The sequence below is a fragment of the Bacteroidota bacterium genome (genome assembly GCA_030017895.1).
GTDB lineage: Bacteria > Bacteroidota > Ignavibacteria > UBA10030 > BY39 > JASEGV01.
Genome location: JASEGV010000010.1, coordinates 1 through 18,381, shown reverse-complemented (window position 1 = coordinate 18,381; position 18,381 = coordinate 1). Strand labels below are relative to the sequence as shown.

The following is an 18,381-nucleotide window of genomic DNA, read 5'->3' as shown; positions in this document are numbered from 1 at the left end:
GTATTATTAAATTTCGCCCCAATTAATCATTAAAGTGAAGCGTAAAGTTTCAGACAGTGGATGATTTTCTTCCATTGCCGATAAGTAACTGAAATCGAAGCCGTAGATATCGTATCTGATCCCTGCTCCGAAGGTTAAGAATTTTCTGTTTCCAAAGCTTGGGTCTTCATAAAAATATCCAAACCGTATTGCAACGAGTTTTGGCGCACCGTACCAATATTCTATGCCGGCGCCGATTGTAACTTTCCGAAGTTTGCTTCCATCGCTCCAAGCCGAAAATAGTGCTTTGTACGATTCATCCGAGGTTCCATCCTTATGACGACGAACCAATATTCGTTGCAAGTCAATGTTTGCCACCATATTGTTGAATTCGGATTTATAAACGTTGAGCCCTAAACCCAGACGTATGTTTGTAGGAAGCGGGTCGGCTTGAGCTTCATCTATATAAACAACTTTAGGACCTAAGTTTGCGAGATTTAAACCGATGTTTAATTCTGATAAAAATTCACCATCCATCATCGGCTGTTTGTACATTGTAGCAATGTCGAAACTTACTGTGTTAGCGATACCTGCTCCTTTTTCTTCTTCCGTACCGAAGGGCGACAAGGCGCTTCTGATAAACCTTAAATTTACACCAACACCTAAGTTTTCCATAATTTTAGTTGCGTATCCGGCAGTTACGGCAAATTCATAAGCTTTAAATCGTCCCACTTCTTCAGGTCCGCTTGAGAGTGTTTTAATAAACTCACCTAAGTTTAAATAAATAATATTAGCACCGATTGTTCCACCAAGTTCCTCATAATAACCTTTATAACCCAAGTACTCATAAAATAAATCAGACATTGCAAATTGAGGGAGCCAATTGGCGTGTGTAATACTCAGTTCCTGACCAGTTTGAAAGGCAAGCCCAGCGGGGTTCCAAAATATTGCCGAGGCATCGTCAGCCATACCTGTTCCTGATTCGCCTAAGCCGCTAGCCCGCGAGTTCGGAGCGATTAGTAAAAACGGCACGGCAGATTCGCCTTGTGAATACGACGTGTTTGGCAGCAATCCAAATACAACTACAACAACTGCCAATAAATACTTAATTGTTTGTGATTTCATGATGTTTCCTTTAATAATGTAACACATATTAGTAATTAAATTTAAAATCTTTATTTGTGAATAGCAATTTTTCTTTTTATCTAAGAACGCTAAGTTTCCCAATCGACTCACTTGTAAAACGTCCGTCCTGTGTTTTTACAATTACTTTATATAAATAAATTCCGTTCGCTAACTTGTCGCCGTCGCGATCTCTTCCATTCCAATCTATCCGTATAAAATTATCAGTGCTGCCGGAGCGTTTAATAGATTCGAGCAGACGGCCGGCTATCGAGTAAATTTTGATCTCAACTTCAACCGGGACAATTTGGTTTTGGTGAAATGTGAATACAGTACTCTCCGAAAATGGATTTGGGTAGTTAAACAAATCGGTAATTGTTAAACCTTGACCGACCAGAACATCGAAAATAGTTTCACCCGAAGATGCGTTGTTAAAAATATCCCAAGCTCGAATTTTTATTTTGTGCGAACCGGCGGCAAGTTTTTCGAATTTATACTCAACTACACCTTCCTGATAAGTATCGAGGTTGCTTTTGTAAAACGGTGTTAAATCGGTGCTTTCGGATTGATCGTTTAACCATGCTTCAATTCGATGTCCGATTCCCGAACCCGAAGCGTTAATTCCCGACTCGTCCTGCAAGTCAACAATCAACAGCGGCGATTCGGTAACGATGTCGCCTGGTCTAAACGATTTTGAATCAAAAAATATATCTACTTTAGGTCCTTCATTATCGGTAACCGCCGTTGTGTCGGTTCCGATTATTCTGAAGTTTTCAGTATAACCCATACCGTCGGTTTCATTATTCGAAAAATAAAGTGTTATTCTTCCGTTGAGAGTATCGTACGAGATATCTTTCGGAATAATAAACTCGGTTTTAAATTTACCGTTGTTTATGGAACTTTCGCCACGGAAGATAACTGACCCCGAAGCTGTGTAACTAAAATTTGTCCATTCAGGAATATTTATTTTTTTATTAGCATCGTAAACCACAACTTGTGCTTTGCCTGAAAAGTTTGAGAGAAGATTAGTACCGGGTTCCCGAATTGTTCCTTTTAAAGTAATTTTTTGCAGAGCGTTTAAATCAATTCGTTGATTTGCAAATTGGCTGTTGATAGAATCGATGCTGCCTTGAGCTTTTGGTAAAGCGAGCCGAACTGAAGGGTCGCCCAACAAGAAAAACTTTTCATGATTATCGTCGCGTGGAAGAATTTGTTTTGCTCTGAAAATTCCGTCGCCGAGCCGCGATGGGATTATATTGCCGTATGAATCGAGTTTAAAAGTTTGTTCAAACAATTTGATATTTAATTCTCTGTTCGGATAAGCATATACAGCTCGTGTTGCTGCGAGAACTCCAATCGCCCCTGAATTTGGTTTATTCACCAAAATCTCGCCGCCGCTTTGGTCGCCAACTCCATCGAATTCCGAAAAATTACAAGTCGCCGCAACTAAATAAAAATATCTTCCTTTATTATTTAGAAGCGGAAAATCGGTCTCTCTTACAAATACTTGTTCGTGAGTCCACAAACGGGGATTACCGTGTCCCGAGAAGTTTACAATCAGCGATCCTGCGTTCATTTGAGAAACAATTGCCTGATTAGCGACTGGTTTTCTTCGGCCGATAGATGTAATAACCGTAGGATATTCGACGATATAAATTTTCCGTTTCTCAATCGAGTTTGGTGTCGTTGCCGCTACAGCTTCTGCGTGAGTTGTGTGCATTGTTCTATCATCTTCACTCGGTCCCGCAGGTCCATCATCAGCAACGTAAGTAATTCTCATCTTCCATGGATCTAATGCCGGGTTGTTTTCGTATTCAAGAATTTTATCTACTACAACATTTGCCTCTGAGGCTGAACGGACAGCTAATCTGCCGATTGCAAAAGCTATCCGCTGCCTGTTATCAAAAATGGCAAAGCGATCTTCGGTTGCAAACGAATTAATATCCGTATAAGATTCCGGTGTTTCCCAAGGGGGAATCCAATTTGTACCGGTCGTAGTAATTCGTTTATAGTCGAAATCACCATCGCCAAATAAAAGAACATATTTCAATGAATTTGCAGGAATAGAATTGTATGCATACTTCAAGAAATTTCTGATCGCTATCGGTGATGAAAGTCCGCCGCCGAATTCGTTGTACAATTCTTCTACATCTACCACTAATGTTTGAAGCCGGTCAGTGCCAAGTTTTTCTCTGTGGTTCTTCAATCTGTTCGCGGCATTCTTAAAATCTTTGTGTGTAATTATTATAAATGGGATTGAATCACCCGATGTTACAGTGCCGTGAATGTTTTGATTGTTCATCCTGACGAAATTACCGGGAGTTTTATAACCGTTTTGTCCGATTGCAAATAGTTCTTTCGGAGTTCCTAACTGTGCTTGGATTTGAAACGAAACAGTATTTAGTGTTATCGAAGGTGATGCGATAATTTTTACATTTGCAAAATCCGATACATCAAAAACTTTTATATCTTTCGAGCTGAAACCACCGATCGCATATTTAACCACGGCAGTTGTATCGTATGTGTGGAAATTAAATATATCGTTTTGTGAATTTAAATTTTGTCGATAAAAGATCTCGAACCAATCTAAATACCCGCTACCGGCAGGGTTATCGCTTGTAAATTTAAGCTTCAATTCGCTTCGTGGATCGCCGATGTTGGGCATCAGGGTTCGGTTTAGAGTAGCAAACTTTGCTTGTGGAGAACCGTAGCTACCGATGTATGTACCTTCAATTGATACGGTGCCTAAATTTTGCTGCCGGTCGGATGCAGTGAAGTACGACCAGCTATTGTGAGTTCGAGCTGCCAAACGAATTTTATACGAAACCGGACTTTGTGTGTCTAATCCGGACAGCGGAACCACATAAGTTATCGAATCATTAACGCTAAACTGCTGCCCTAACCACTCCATACCTGAGTTTAAAATGTTGGTCTTTTCATCTTCACGAAAAGTTTTTCCGAGTATAGAAACGGGTTGGTAAAAATTAATTGCATTAAGCGATTCCGTTTCTAACATTTTTTTGCTCGCAGCTCCATCGAATGTGAGCCAGTAAACATTTTCGACCGCAAAGCGATTGATATAGTGTGAGAAAGTTTTCGTTGGTGCATTATATTTCCAGCCGGTTGTTCCTTTTCCGTAGAATAAGATGTAATCATCAGCATCTAAATTATTTTGTGTGCCTACATCATTAACGAAGAGAGCATTCTCAAGCAGATCATCTTGTACAAATGCCAGCGGATCGAATGCCGGCTCGCTGCCGCCGTTGTTAAAAATTTTGATTGTGTTTGGGTTTGTATTTGCTGGAACTCCGATTGATTTAAGCTGCGTGCCTGTCAGTTTGTAGATTCCATCCTCATTAATTGGAAACCGAAACCATGTGCCGTTAGCTAATACGCTGTTAGTTTGTGCTTGCTTCTTGGCGAATGGTGGAGTGAGGTACCAATGCTTGCCTGTTTCGTAATTGATACCAACGCCGTTCAGCAACTCATCTTCGGGCTGAGAAATTCCAGCCAACTCCGATGAGCCAAAAGTTACTTTTATTTTTAGGCGTGTGTATTTTCGTAATTGTTTTGCAGCTGGATTATATTGAAGCGGGTAGATGTGGATGTTCCCTAAAGCCGCACCGCGTGTTGTGCCGATATCAGTTAGCTTCACGATCTCGGAAGGTAAAAAATCTATTGCAGAATAAGCTGTTAAATTTTTTATAAGTTTTGAAAAATAATTCCCCTGTTCATCTTTGTAAACATTACGCACGGGCGCCAGAAGGATGTCCGGTATAGTTTCGTAATCTGTTTCCAATATTTCAACAGAATGATTGGAAAGTCCGGGAAGGCGTAGCGGGATATTTCTGAATTTAAGCAACGGTTCGCCGGGAGTTGCACTTGAGAGTGTCCCTTCGCCGTCGAAAGTAATACTTGTGAAAGTTTCCGAGTCCCCTGCTACAATTGATATTGGATGAAAATTGGGTGTAAATTCAAATGTAAGTCCTCTTGCATCGGACTGGACGATACGGATATTACTTTCTGCCGCAGAAATCGAAAAAGCAAACACATGAAATGCAGCGAGTGCAATTCCTATTAGAAATTTTATTTTATATTTTCTTTTCATAAAACTAAAAAACCAAATGTTATACCTTCAACATTCGGCTTGATACGATTAAACATATCGTTACTCTGTTAAAGGTTATTGTTTTTAAAAATATATAGAATATGTCGTCTATACGAACACTATAATTTTAAACCTTTAACAATATTACGATATATTAAGTCCTTTTTATTTCACAAAATTTCTAAATGAATATAGAAAAAGATTTAAGAATAGTCAAGTAAAAAGTTTTATTCCTAATTTTTTCTTTAATAATGCTCGATTTGATACGAATTTTGACAATTTCAATTAATGCGATTTAGCTTCCGAGAAGATGTTCCCATTTTTTCTTCCATTCGCTGCCTTCTCTTTTTTTCTTCTTAGGTGCGACTTCGTGCGATTTTTCGGGTAACTTTTCGGGTGATGGTTCGTGTAACTTTGGTCGTTTTGTTTTAGATATATCGCTTGGTTCTTTCAGCGTGATGGTACCGTGATAATTAAACAGGATTTGCTTGAAGAATTTTTTGTCCTCTTCGGTTGCAACGAGAGATATAGCTTCTCCCTTTTTTCCTGCACGGGCAGTTCGCCCGATCCTGTGTGTATATGAATCGACATCCCTTGGTATATCAAAATTATAAACGTGTGAAATATCCTCGATGTGCAGACCGCGGGAAGCAACGTCGGTTGCAACTAAAACTGTAAATTTCTTTTGTCGGAATTCATTAGTTACGCGGTCGCGTTTTGGCTGCGTCAAATCGCCGTGCAAACATCGTGCTTGTATGCCCGCCGCTGAAAGTTTTTTTGCAATCTTTGTTGTAATGTGTTTCCTGTTGCAAAATACTAAAGCTATATGGGGATCGTTTTTCAACAATGTAACGAGTAAATCCAATTTTTTATCGGCTGTGGTGCGGTAGTATGTTTGACGAAGAAACGAAGGTTGAACTACAGATTCGAGCCGGACGTATTTGGGATTGTGAAGATAGGCTGCGCTCAGTTTCTCGATCTCTTTTGATATCGTAGCACTAAACAACATCGTTTGTCGTTCGCCAGGTATCTGCCTTACAATATATTCTATATCGGGTATGAAGCCCATGTCGAGCATCCGGTCAGCTTCATCGAATACAAGATATTTAATGGTGTCAAGCTTTAGTGCCCGGCGATCTAATAAATCTATCAATCTACCCGGTGTCGCAACTATGATGTTAGCAGTCTTAATTTTAGAGATTTGTTTATTGATTGCCACGCCTCCGTAAACAGGAATGACGCCAAGATGGTTGCCCGCTGAAAACTTAATGAACTCACCTGCAATTTGCATGCAAAGTTCACGCGTTGGAACAAGTATCAAGGCGCGAAGTCCATCGCGTCGATTTAACTGTTCAATTAGCGGAATAGCAAAACTTAGAGTTTTTCCAGAGCCTGTCTCCGATTGCGCAATAACATCGCGCCCGCTGATGATTGCTGGAATTATTTCTTTTTGAATTGGAGTTGCAATGGTGATCCCATTTTTTTCGAGAAGCGCCACCATCGGTTTGCTAAGTGCAAAAGATTCCGATTTCATAATTGTCCTTTCTTAATTAGGAAAAATGTACAGAAAAATTTTCTCTGCAAAATCAACAAAACGAATGATTAAGCAGAGAGATAAGTCGCGCATCTAACTAAAAGCAGGATTGATGCCCGGAATGATCGTATAATGTGTCGTTTGATTATCGGAATCGGCGACCGCCACCGCCACCGCCACCACTTCTTCTGTCTCTACCACCACCACCGCCACCTTTGCGGTTGTCGTCGCGTGGACGGGCTTCGTTTACTTTTAGTGCCCTGTTTTTTAGCGTCGAGCCGTTTAAGCCTTCAATTGCGGCTTGTGCTTGAGTCTTCTCTGGCATCTCAACAAATGCGAATCCTCTTGATTCACCGCTGAACTTGTCCTTAATTATAGAGGCTGTTGAAACCTGCCCAAAAGCTTCGAAGGCTTTGCGCAAATCATCGTCTGTGGCATCGTTTGATAGATTGCCTACGTAAATATTCATTTGTATCTCCTTGTAAATTAATTTAATTGTTTATTTTTAATCTTGCGAAAGCATTAACCGATAATCATGGAAGCTCACTCTCAATCAAAAACCAGTATTAATCTAACAATAATAAATGATAATAACAAGCCACTTATTCTTCTGAAGTAATTACCCATTGATCCAGCAAATTTTCGCCCAATTCTTCTAAGAAGCGGGATGGCTTGGATAAAACCGTTCCGGTATCACGGTCATAGATATTAATAGGATAGGCAATAAACAAATGTTCCTTCGCACGTGTGCAAGCAACATACATCAGCCGCCGTTCCTCTTCTAACTCTTCGGGGTCATCTACTGCACGCGAATTCGGAAAACGTCCGTCGAGGGCGTAAATAATGAAAACCGCTTTCCACTCCAATCCTTTAGCGCTATGGATAGTTGAAAGTGTAAGCAGTTCGTTTTCTTTACCCGGAGAAACAACGTCAGATATACTCTCGTTGGGTGGCTCAAGAGCTAAATCGGTTAATAGTGATGGTACGTTTTTGTAGCGCTCGGCAATAGCGTAAAACATTTCCAAATCTTTTTCACGCCGCCGCCAGTCGTCGTACACTTTTTTGAATATCCCATTGTAATAAGCTTGTATTCGGTCGACTTTTTCAGAGGGAGTATTTAGATCAGTAGCGATTGTTTTTAATAAATCGAACAGCTCGCGAACCTTATCCGAATATTGATGATACTCAACCCAAAATTTGTCGCTTTGATGATGCAAGATTCCATCAATAATTTTTTCAGCATTACGCGGACCAATTCCATCTATAAGAAGAAGAATACGATTCCAGGCAACTACATCTTTTGGATTTTCTGTAACACGAAGATAAGCTATCATATCTTTTATGTGTGCTGTTTCGATAAATTTAAAACCGCCGAATTTCACAAACGGAATGTTCGCTTTGGTTAGCTCGATTTCTAAATCGAAAGAGAGATACGACGAACGAAATAAGACCGCAATTTCTTCGAGGGGGATTCCTTCCTCTCGCAGTTCAAGAATTTTTTGCACAACAAACTTCGATTGAACGTTTTCGTTATCGGCAATTACAAGTTGAGGCATCGATCCGCTTGGTTTCTTCGAGTATAAAACTTTTTTGTATTTATGCCGATTCATTTCGTTGTAACTGTTTTATTAAATAATCCGAATTTGCAAATCATTATTTTACCAAACTCGGTTTCTATAGAATGCGTTTCTAACAGTGTGAGTGTTTCAGTTTGCCGGTGAGCTACGAATCCGTCTATATTGTAATCAGCATCGTTTAATAATTTGAGGTTTATGCTGTTTATGTTTCCGGTAATTATGAAAGGCGGCAAGTTAAAGTTACTATGAATTTTATTTAATTCTGATACAAAATATTTTTGCTCGTTGCTCGAAAGTTTTTCGGGTATTGCTAGAGACGATACGAGCAAGTTTGCAACCCCTACATCGATAGTTGCATTTAAAGAAGTGCTAAGTGATTTAAAATTATTAAACTCGGAATTTTCAGAAGCTCGGAACGGATAAATGCTGAATATTGCATTACCGGTTTGTCTGCCTGAATAGTTTTGTATTTCGCCAAATTTGAAAAACATTTCAGTTGCCTTTTGCAGTTCAAAAATAAAATCGACTCTGTTTTTCAATTCAGGATAGCGTGTAACTGATTGCAATGTAACGATTTGCACCTCTGCCGCCTTTAATGCAGTCGCTAAATTTTGCACCGATTTTTTGGCTGTTTTTGTAGGATAATCCGACAGGTCGATACTTGCGATGTTAATTGTAATTGCCGGTTCGAGAGTTTTTAGGGGCGGGGGTAGTTCAACTCTGTCTTCGACAACCTCTTTTACAGGTTTGCAACCCGCAAGTGTCAAAAGCACCAGGATTGCGCAAGAGAATAACTTCTGCGCACTCCAAGCTCGTAGCTCTATGCTCAACAAAGTTTTCACTCCTTCGCTCTGTTTAAAATTTCATTCGCTACATCTAAAATTGCCTGTGTGCTGCGGTAATTTTCTTCGAGCGTTATGATTTTACACTTCAGAAATGTTTCGGGAAATTCGAGTATGTTCCTGATTGTTGCACCGCGAAACGCATAAATCGACTGTGCATCGTCGCCCACTACCAATATGTTTTCGTTGCTGTAAGTTCCATCCGGCTTCATTGCGAGAAGTCGAATTATCTCAGCTTGAATCCGGTTTGTATCCTGATATTCATCCACCATAATGTATTTGTATTTTGTGGAAATTAAATTTCTAATATCTTCTCGTTTTTTGAAAAGCTTAATAAGGTTGACGAGTAAGTCGTCGTAGTCCATCAGGTTGTGCTGCTGTTTATAAACCTCGTATTTTGAACTTAAGCTTTGTATTTCTTCTACGATCTCCAAATAGTGCGGATACTCTTTCGCTAAAATAGCGTGTATCGGAGTTAGTGTGTTTACAGACTTGCTGTGAATATCGTATAAAGTTTCTTTTCTCGGGAAGCGAATTTCGCGTGTATCGAGTCGCAATCGCGTACGGATTAAATTTATGGTATCTTCGGCGTCACCTTGGTCAAGAATTGTGAAGGACGATTCATAGTCGATGAGTTGTGCATACTTTCGCAAGATACTGTTTGCAAACGAGTGGAAAGTTCCGCCGGCAACACTTTCGCAGCGAGAATCTAAGAGCATCGCAGCGCGGCGAAGCATCTCTTGCGATGCCTTCCGTGTAAACGTGAGCAGTAAAATGTTTTGGGGCTTCACTCCTAACTCGACAAGATATGCAACCCGATATACAATAGTGCGAGTTTTCCCCGTGCCTGCCCCGGCAATTACCAGATGCGGACCATTAACAGAAGTAACGGCTTCATACTGCGAAATGTTAAGTTCGCGTTGATAATCGATTCTGAAATTTTTTGTAACAAGCCGCAGGTTATCGCCGAAGACAGATTGTTTAAGCGTGTACTTTTTCACACTTTGAATATAAGGAAGTGAGACGGGAATGGCAAAATGATCAAAATAAAGAGAAAAAAAATCAATGCTTTATTTTCCTTTTTACATTATAAATTGATTTTTCTAAAAGTATAAGTTGTCCTTTTGTTTCTTTCGTCTCATTATTCCTTATCTGAAGGCGGTATTTTTCTTCAATTCGGCCTTTGTTCAAACGATCGATAATCATATTATAATATTTCTTATCAATTTCTGCTGAGATAAATTTTCGATTTAAAAATTTACATATTTCAATTTCAGAACCGCTACCACCAAATAAAATTAATACAGCATCATTTGGCATCGTACATGACTTTATAAGCATCTCAGATAATTTTTGTGGAATTTGGCAAGCATGAAAAGTTTTTTCTTTGCTTACATTTTTAACCAAATCAAAGTAAAACCAGTCATAAGGCATCCTTCCCTTCGAACCATTGGCAATATTACCTAATATGCGTTTATCTGTCGGATTGAGATACGGAACAGCAACGTTATCTTTAAAGAATTTATTGTTTTTTGTTTTTCTACAATGCAAAATACTTCGATGGGCGGTAGTAAATCTCTTGGGGCTATGCCCGACATTTGTGTTGTAAGTCCACGCATAATCTAGAACCTCATAACAAGCCTTATCTAGATATTTGACTCTCAAATATGCATTTTGTTTTGGATAATTTATTAAGAACATATTGCCGTCGTCTTTTAAAACCCTCAGCGATTCCTTTGCCAACGAAATGTACCATTCTATATATTCATCAAAACCTTTGGTATAGGATTTATCCCCATATTTAATACCTACATTGTAGTCTGGATCGCCATGAACCATGTCAATACTTTTATCAGGCAATTCCTTCAATAAGCTAACAATGTCCTTTAAGTATACATTATCTAAAAACGGTTTTATATTAGAATTGTTATTCATAAAAATATCTATCTCTTGATTAGATTATACTGAGCATTTTTTAATAATTTTAGCGATTTCATATTGGTTTCATCTTCGAATGTATAATTGTATAACCTAATATAAGATTTACCATCTTCCTTTTTTCTTAAAACATAACAACAAGTAATTAATTTTACATCAAGTTTTTCTTGCTTTCTAAACTCATTAAAATATTTAAAAGGGTGAAATAGTTGATAAATCGCAAAGTTTTCAGGAAAACCATTTTTGCCCTCACAAATCGTAATGATACCATTTAATTCCAAAGTTAAGTCAATTTCCATTTGTAAATTGGTTGCGATGATTTCTTCTTTACCAAAATTATATTTAAAACTGATTTTGGTTCGTCTCGCATTATAAACTTTTGGACCCGCGACAATATCATCGTATAAAAAGTCATGGATTATTCTTTGATTGCTTCCAATCGATAGAATATTCGATTCACTTGAATCGAATTCATTCAGTAGGCTTTTTCTATATTTCCAATCAAAAATAAAATTGTCTTCTATATTTTCAAATTTGTGAAAACCACTCTTTATGCCTTTTATAAATTTATGCTTACCTCCCCCAAGATGAATTATAAAATAATCCTCATCAATTAACATATCAGGAAATTTTGAAGTATCATCAAGTTTTGTAACATCAAAAGGATTACCAAAGTGATGTTTTTTGCAATATTTTTTCACTAAATCATTATCAAAAACATAATCGTTTCTTTGTTTACACACTTTGAAAATTTCTGTTAGAACGTCCTGCTTTGTGCCCATATTATTTTCGTATTTAAATTTAAGGTTGCTGGATTAAATTAAAATTCACTTCACTTATAGAATAACAAAATAAATCTATATTTACAAGATATGTTACACGATATACAATAATGCGTGTTTTGCCTGTTCCAGCGCCGGCAATAACAAGGTGCGGACCGTTAACAGAAGTAACGGCTTCATACTGCGAAATGTTAAGTTCGCGTTGATAATCGATTCTGAAATTCTTACTAACAAGCTGCAGGTTATTGCCAAATACAGATTTTTTAAGCGTGTATTTTTTTACACCTAAAATATAATGAAGTGAGGCGGGAATGGCAAAAATTATTTATAGATATTAGGGCTTCCACTTCATAATTCAGAGTTCATCATTCGTCCGTCAGTTGACGGATTCATTATTCAATATTTTAAACCACGGTTTGTCGATTTAACAAATCGACTTACATTCACCTACTTCCCATTTCTGTTTTACCCTCCAACTTCCACACCAATCATCCCATTCCATCCTTTAATCGACAAGTTATTCTTATAAAGGCTCTCGTTGAAGTAACCGGATTTGAAAAATATTTCCGTCGACTGGTTTATTTCATAACCAAGTTTAACGTAAACTCTATTTTCCAAATTCATTGGAGTGTACTGCAAGATGTTTTCGGTCAAAGTAATATCTTTTGTTTTGAATTTTCTTAGATAATAGTCGGTGAGTAAAAATACCGACCATCGCTCACCAAAGATTTTTCCTGTTACAACACGCAGCCAGTGTTCGAATGAAGGAAATGCTGTCAACTGGGAACCGTGCAGTAAAAACCGGTATTCAAAATTAAAAATGAAATCTCTCATATAACTCAGATTAACTTTGGGACCTAATCTCCAACCCGAATTCTTGTTTTTTTGTAAAATATAATTGGTTCGAGTAAGACTGCCTACAAGAAATTTTTCGCCGTAGCCACCATAACCAATTGTTAAGTAAGAATTGATGGCCTGATTTAGTTTTGTATCAAAGAAAATTAAATCGAGACTTTGTTCTTCGGCGCTCAAACTATGATATGCATAACCGATGCTTGCATTTGCCGGCGTATTATTAAATAATTCGAACGAAGCATCGCCTAACAATAAAAATGATTCATAGTTTATTTCTAAATATTTTCCTGAGAAAAGATGCCTTTGAGACGTAATATTTATTCCGCCCACAAAATTGTCAAAGTCATAACTATACGAGCCAAAAGCTTTTAAACGCATCGACCTCAATTGGTCTTTAAGCCCAAACATTTCTGGTCTCACTCTTAAATAAGCGGAGGCGTTTTGCTTTTTCCGTTCGTAATCATATCTAAGCTGACCTTCTAATTTTATTTGAATATCTTCTTGCCCGGTTAATCCGTCGCCGGAAGAATTATAATACCCAGTCTCTAAACTCGTTTTCCAAGTAACCTGACAAAATGAGGCATTAGAATAGATTAGAATTAAAAAGAAAGAGTAACAGAGAGTGGGATAAAAATATTTCATCGGCGAGCGTTTAGTTTTTCAGAAAGAATTGAACGGTAATCACTCAACCCCTTTTTTAGTTCTTTTAGTAATTCCAGATAGTCTTTTAAACTTACCCGGTCGTTACTGAATTTTAAAGACTTTTCACCTGTTGTGTGAATATAAGGCGACTGACGAAAATTTAACTGGTCGTTTAAAGAAACATAAGACTGCAACTGTGAGCTAAACTCTGAACCTTTCTCGTCGGAAAACCTAATGCTTGCTTCGGTCGAAGCAGACATTGTTGAAGATGTTCCGACAGGTTTAATCCGGTTCTCGAATTCTACCTCATCTAAAAATTTATTTGCCTTTGTGTGTAGTGCTATTATTTGTGTTATTTCGCTGCTCGTTTCGTTCACTTGGCTTAGCAGGGTGTTGACTTCGTTTAGTGCGCTTGTTAGATATTCAGCGTAAATATTCCTTTGAACAGTATCCTTAGTTTTGGTTAGGTTGATCGCAAGTATTTTTTCCGGAATAAACGAGAGTTGGTTAATTCTTGGTGTAATCAGGAGTCGCTTTTCAATATTAGATAGTATTTGTCTATCAATATCTCTTACGTCGGACATCTTCAGAGTTGTTTGTTTTAATGCTTTGAGAGAGTCGATAAGTACTGTATAATTATAATCTAACTTTTGGCTTGTTTCTTCAAGAGTCTTTTCTAACTGAGATATAATTTTCTGCTGCAATTCGATCGAGTTAGAGATTGTAACCGACCCAGCCATTAATTTATAAATTTTATCCTGATCCGGTTTCGACTTACCTTTTTCTTCATTTATTAATTCTGCCCTTTCTTCTAAGCTTTGATTTAGGGAATCCAAAATAAAATTTTCTTTTACTAAATTACTTTTTAACGATTCAAATCCTTTTTCAACATCGTTGAGGTTTTGGGCATCAATATTCTGTAGAGCAATAATGGATATAAATAATAAAAGACCACCGAATCTTGTTACAGCTTTTAGATATTTTATTTTTTTATAAATCATATTTTTCCATCTTATAATAAAGAACACTCGTAGGTATTCCTAAATATTTAGCTGCTTTGTTTTTTACTCCGTTAGCTTTTTTCAACGCCTGCACGATTAAATTCTTTTCAAGAGACTCCACAGCTCTTTCAAGTGGTAGATTATTATAGCTGGTATTTACGTTCAAACCTTGGTTCAGGTGGCTCGAAATTAAATTGGATTCAATTTTATCACCGATCGTAATAACGGTCAATCTTTCTATTAAATTTTCCAACTCACGAATATTGCCGGGCCAAAGATAATCGACTAACAATTTCAAACCATCAATCTCAATCTGTTTTTCCTTTTGACAATTTATTCCTGCCTGTTTTTTTAAAAAATAATCTACAAGAAGCGGAATATCTTCTCTCCTTTCTCGAAGCGGCGGAATGTTAATTGGAATAATACTCAACCTATAATATAAGTCTTCTCTAAACTTTTCTTCGCGTATCAATTTTTGTAAGTCGCGGTTTGTTGCAGCGATAATTCTAACATCGGTTTTTAAAGTCGATTCGCCCCCCACTCGTTCAAATTCGCCTTCTTGTAAAACCCGTAACAACTTCACTTGCATCGCTTGGGAAATATCGCCCACTTCATCTAAGAACAAGGTTCCTTTGTTAGCTAATTCGAATCTTCCTTTTTTCAGTCGTATCGCGCCGGTGAATGCTCCTTTCTCGTGTCCAAACAATTCGCTCTCGAGAAGATTTTCGTTCAACGCCCCACAGTTTACTTTTATAAAAGCATTCTCAGCACGCTTGCTTTTTCGATGTATTGCCCTTGCGATTAATTCTTTTCCGGTTCCGCTTTCACCTTGTATCAAAACAGTGCTTTCTGTGTTGGCAACCTGTTCAACAAGTGTAAAAACTTTTTTAATCTGTAACGAATTCCCAATCATCTCTGCATAACTCGAAAATGCCTCGTCACTAAGCAAACGATTTTGCTCGATCAACTCTTGAATTCTTCTTTCGCTTTGTATTTTCTCTACAATTTTCTTAACACGCATCCGCAATTCATCGGGCGAGAATGGCTTGGTAAGAAAATCGGCGGCGCCCAATTGTATCGCTTTCACTGCATCTTCAACAGTTCCATAAGCTGAAATCATCAACACCTCGGTGGCGGGGTTCTGTTCTTTAATTTTTTCGAGTATTTGAATGCCGTTCATCGGTTCCATCTTCAAATCTATGATAGCAAGCGATATTGGTTTGAATTGAAAATCTTTTAACGCTTGAGGACCATTTGCATATGCCTGGACTTTATAACCTTCGCGACGTAAGCTTTCTACGATGCCAAGCCGCATTGTTTCATTATCTTCGATAACTATAATTTCTTCGTTCTTCATTATCTTATGATTTTCTATCGTCCCCAAAGGGACTCACATTGATATTAAATTTATTTCTATAAATATTTTGTCCCTATCGGGACACTGAATGTTTATCTTAATTCAAATATATTTTATTATTAATCCCGTAGGGATTAAAGATTTATAAAATCACAAATAACAAATTAATACAAGTCCCTTTAGGGACGGTATAGTTATTCATCAATCCATCTAAACAGATATTTTTCTTGATCCTGAATATATCTAATAACACTCGTTAATTGAGAATGCGAGTAAGAAAATGCACCATAACCCGACTGCCAACTAAATTTTCCTTTGACAAATCTTTTTTCATTGATCCACTTTGAAGAAGACCCTTTTATATCTTGTAAAAGATCGGAGAGTGCCTGATGTGGTTTCAAACCGATCAATATATGAAGGTGATCTGGCATTCCATTAATAATTAACATCTTGTGGTTATTATTTCTTATTATTCCACCTATATATTGATACAGATCGTTTTTCCAATTATTATTTTTTTATTCTATCTTATTTTTTATTATCAACTCCAAATATTGTAAATGTACAGCCTCTGCCCTTGTTGTTTACAGCTTCAATTGTCGCATTATTTTCTTTTGCGAGTTTTTTACAGATAGAAAGTCCAAGTCCGGTACCATCTTTCTTCGTCGTAAAGAATGGTTCAAAAATTAAACCGATATTCTCTTCGGAAATTCCTTGTCCATTATCAAAAACCGATATCCACCAATTTGTATGATTCGCGTTTGAAGTAATTGTTATTAAGCCATCCTCCGATACGGAATGAAGACTATTTGAAACAACGTTAATTAAAATTTGGCGTAAATGTTCCGGGTCGAACCACACATTCGTTGATTGTAAGTCATAATTTATTCGGACTTTCTTTTTATCTAAATCCGGTTTGAATACATTATTGATATCATTCATCAAATCGGGCAGGTTGATTAATTCTTGGGTTGCGATCTTGGGTTTGCTGTAATTCAGATAAGCTGTGATTAAAGTTTTCAGCCCGTTTATTTCTTTCAGGATTTTATCTAAATTTTCAGTATTCTTATTTTCATTTTTTAAATCCTCTTTGACTAAATTCGCGAATAATTCAATACCACCGAGTGGGTTGCGAATTTCGTGTGCTATTTGTGCCAGCATATTTTCCCGCTCTTTCTGATTTTCGAAGAGGTTGTTTTTCATCTTTTCCATTGCGGTCGAAAGTAATGCTATTTCGCCCTTCATGTTTTCCGGAGGACGGACGTTAAAATTCCCTTTCCCGATTTCGTTGCTAAACTTAATAAGCCTATCAACCGGCTTTGTTATCGACTTAGCTATTAACCAGCTAACGATAATTGTAATAACTGTAGCGATTAATCCAAAGTATAAAAAGAGCGTTGCAAAATCTTCCACCTTCTGGAGCTTGTCAGCGCTTTCTTTCACGGCAAGAAAATAATTTCTATCGAAGCGGTAAAATCCCCACAAATACCAGTTGCCGTCGTCTCCCTTAAAAGGAATCGATGTAAAAGACTGTTTGACCGTAAGTGCTTCAATATCTTTTTTGTAAATGATAAGATTTGGATTGCTTCTATTTTCAACAAACGAAAAATCCGAGTGGACAAGAACCATAAAATTTTTATTGAAGATAAATATTTCAGATGGAGTTTTGTTGACGGTATTATTTTTGAAAATATTTTGGAAATACGCTTGCGTTAGTTTGGTCGGTGGGCCGATACTTAAAATATCTAAATACGATTCATCAATCTGATTAGAGATAATTTGAGTAGATGTTTTTACGTGTGAAGATATTTCGTCAAGGTAAAGGTTGCGTATAAAATTATAACTCGTAATAGATATTGCAACTACAAGAATAATTGTAACGACGCCGAACGTAAAAATAATTCGTGTTTTGTAATAAGATTTGTTTAGCATTAATTTAATTTTTCAAACTTACAAGTATTAAAATGTGTTGACCCCCATTCGGTACAAGAAGAGCCACCGGTTATTACGACGAACAAGGTATCCCTAACATCAGTGGTCAGTGTGTCAATCTTTGAATAGAAAGTCCACACAGAGTCTACAACTGATATTGAACTATAGTGTTCGGCGGTTGCAGCAGACCTAAGGTTGCGGCCAATATACACCCAACCACCAACTACACCACTTTTTTTCCCGAAAATGGAAAGTCGGTAAATATGAGTGCCCGCAGGCGCGGGGATCATTGCGAAGATCGAGTTACTTAACGGAGGCGATTTCCCCCAGCTTTGAAAAATGATAGAGCGACCGGAACCATAACTCGGCACATCATTCGAGAATTGTACAACCGAAGGGTATGAAACTATCCAACCATATAGAGATGAATCACCATTTAGTTCAAATGTTGAGTTGATTAACAAGTTTACTTCCGTTGGTTCAGTCGTCATATTTTTGCAGCTCAAAACAACGATCAGAATAAGTAAGAACATTATAGTTTGATTCTTCATTTTATTTCTCCTTAAGCACATTACGCATAAACCTAAGTCATAAGATCGGCTTTATTGATTCTTTAAATTTATTAAGGGCGGTTCCAAAAATTGACTTATTGAATACTTTTTTTGTATATTTAAGAAAATGAATGAATCAACAGAAAATAATATGAATATGC

At 37.4% G+C, this 18,381-nt stretch carries 15 protein-coding genes and 1 pseudogene; all 16 read right to left on the bottom strand.

Annotated features, from left to right (window positions below; all coding sequences use genetic code 11):
• Positions 1-6: 6 nt before the first annotated feature.
• Positions 7-1,104 carry a type IX secretion system outer membrane channel protein PorV gene (porV, locus tag QME58_03220; protein MDI6802842.1) on the bottom strand — a complete coding sequence of 366 codons (1,098 nt, stop codon included), beginning with the start codon at positions 1,102-1,104 and terminating at the stop codon, positions 7-9.
• Between the two features lie 76 nt (positions 1,105-1,180).
• A complete protein-coding gene (gene porU / locus QME58_03215; GenBank protein ID MDI6802841.1) occupies positions 1,181-5,209 on the bottom strand; it encodes a type IX secretion system sortase PorU in 4,029 nt (1,342 codons plus the stop codon).
• A gap of 295 nt (positions 5,210-5,504) precedes the next feature.
• On the bottom strand, positions 5,505-6,743 hold the full coding sequence (locus QME58_03210) for a DEAD/DEAH box helicase (protein ID MDI6802840.1): 1,239 nt from the start codon (positions 6,741-6,743) through the stop codon (positions 5,505-5,507).
• Between the two features lie 145 nt (positions 6,744-6,888).
• Entirely contained in the window at positions 6,889-7,212 is a 324-nt protein-coding gene (locus QME58_03205) for an RNA-binding protein (GenBank protein ID MDI6802839.1), read from the bottom strand.
• A 133-nt stretch (positions 7,213-7,345) separates the two neighbouring features.
• Positions 7,346-8,353, bottom strand: a complete 1,008-nt coding sequence (locus QME58_03200; protein ID MDI6802838.1) for an ATP-dependent helicase — start codon at positions 8,351-8,353, stop codon at positions 7,346-7,348.
• Positions 8,350-9,153, bottom strand: coding sequence for a hypothetical protein (locus QME58_03195; GenBank protein MDI6802837.1), 804 nt, complete (start codon positions 9,151-9,153; stop codon positions 8,350-8,352). The genes QME58_03200 and QME58_03195 overlap by 4 nt, the downstream gene beginning before the upstream one ends.
• Positions 9,154-9,158: 5 nt before the next feature.
• On the bottom strand, positions 9,159-10,163 hold the full coding sequence (locus QME58_03190; GenBank protein ID MDI6802836.1) for an ATP-dependent helicase: 1,005 nt from the start codon (positions 10,161-10,163) through the stop codon (positions 9,159-9,161).
• A gap of 61 nt (positions 10,164-10,224) precedes the next feature.
• The gene (locus QME58_03185; GenBank protein MDI6802835.1) at positions 10,225-11,097 is read right to left on the bottom strand and encodes a site-specific DNA-methyltransferase; all 873 of its coding nucleotides are present in this window, start codon (positions 11,095-11,097) and stop codon (positions 10,225-10,227) included.
• An 8-nt stretch (positions 11,098-11,105) separates the two neighbouring features.
• Positions 11,106-11,882 carry a hypothetical protein gene (locus QME58_03180; GenBank protein ID MDI6802834.1) on the bottom strand — a complete coding sequence of 259 codons (777 nt, stop codon included), beginning with the start codon at positions 11,880-11,882 and terminating at the stop codon, positions 11,106-11,108.
• A gap of 19 nt (positions 11,883-11,901) precedes the next feature.
• The gene (locus QME58_03175) at positions 11,902-12,072 is read right to left on the bottom strand and encodes a UvrD-helicase domain-containing protein (GenBank protein MDI6802833.1); all 171 of its coding nucleotides are present in this window, start codon (positions 12,070-12,072) and stop codon (positions 11,902-11,904) included.
• Between the two features lie 275 nt (positions 12,073-12,347).
• Complete coding sequence (locus tag QME58_03170) at positions 12,348-13,379, bottom strand: hypothetical protein (protein MDI6802832.1); 1,032 nt, start codon at positions 13,377-13,379, stop codon at positions 12,348-12,350.
• Entirely contained in the window at positions 13,376-14,380 is a 1,005-nt protein-coding gene (locus QME58_03165) for a hypothetical protein (GenBank protein MDI6802831.1), read from the bottom strand. The genes QME58_03170 and QME58_03165 overlap by 4 nt, the downstream gene beginning before the upstream one ends.
• Positions 14,370-15,737, bottom strand: coding sequence for a sigma-54 dependent transcriptional regulator (locus QME58_03160; protein ID MDI6802830.1), 1,368 nt, complete (start codon positions 15,735-15,737; stop codon positions 14,370-14,372). Before QME58_03160 ends, QME58_03165 begins: the two co-directional genes overlap by 11 nt.
• A 227-nt stretch (positions 15,738-15,964) precedes the next feature.
• Positions 15,965-16,246: pseudogene (locus tag QME58_03155) on the bottom strand (transposase).
• Between the two features lie 19 nt (positions 16,247-16,265).
• The gene (locus tag QME58_03150; protein MDI6802829.1) at positions 16,266-17,669 is read right to left on the bottom strand and encodes an ATP-binding protein; all 1,404 of its coding nucleotides are present in this window, start codon (positions 17,667-17,669) and stop codon (positions 16,266-16,268) included.
• Positions 17,669-18,220 carry a hypothetical protein gene (locus QME58_03145; GenBank protein MDI6802828.1) on the bottom strand — a complete coding sequence of 184 codons (552 nt, stop codon included), beginning with the start codon at positions 18,218-18,220 and terminating at the stop codon, positions 17,669-17,671. Before QME58_03145 ends, QME58_03150 begins: the two co-directional genes overlap by 1 nt.
• Positions 18,221-18,381 lie beyond the last annotated feature (161 nt).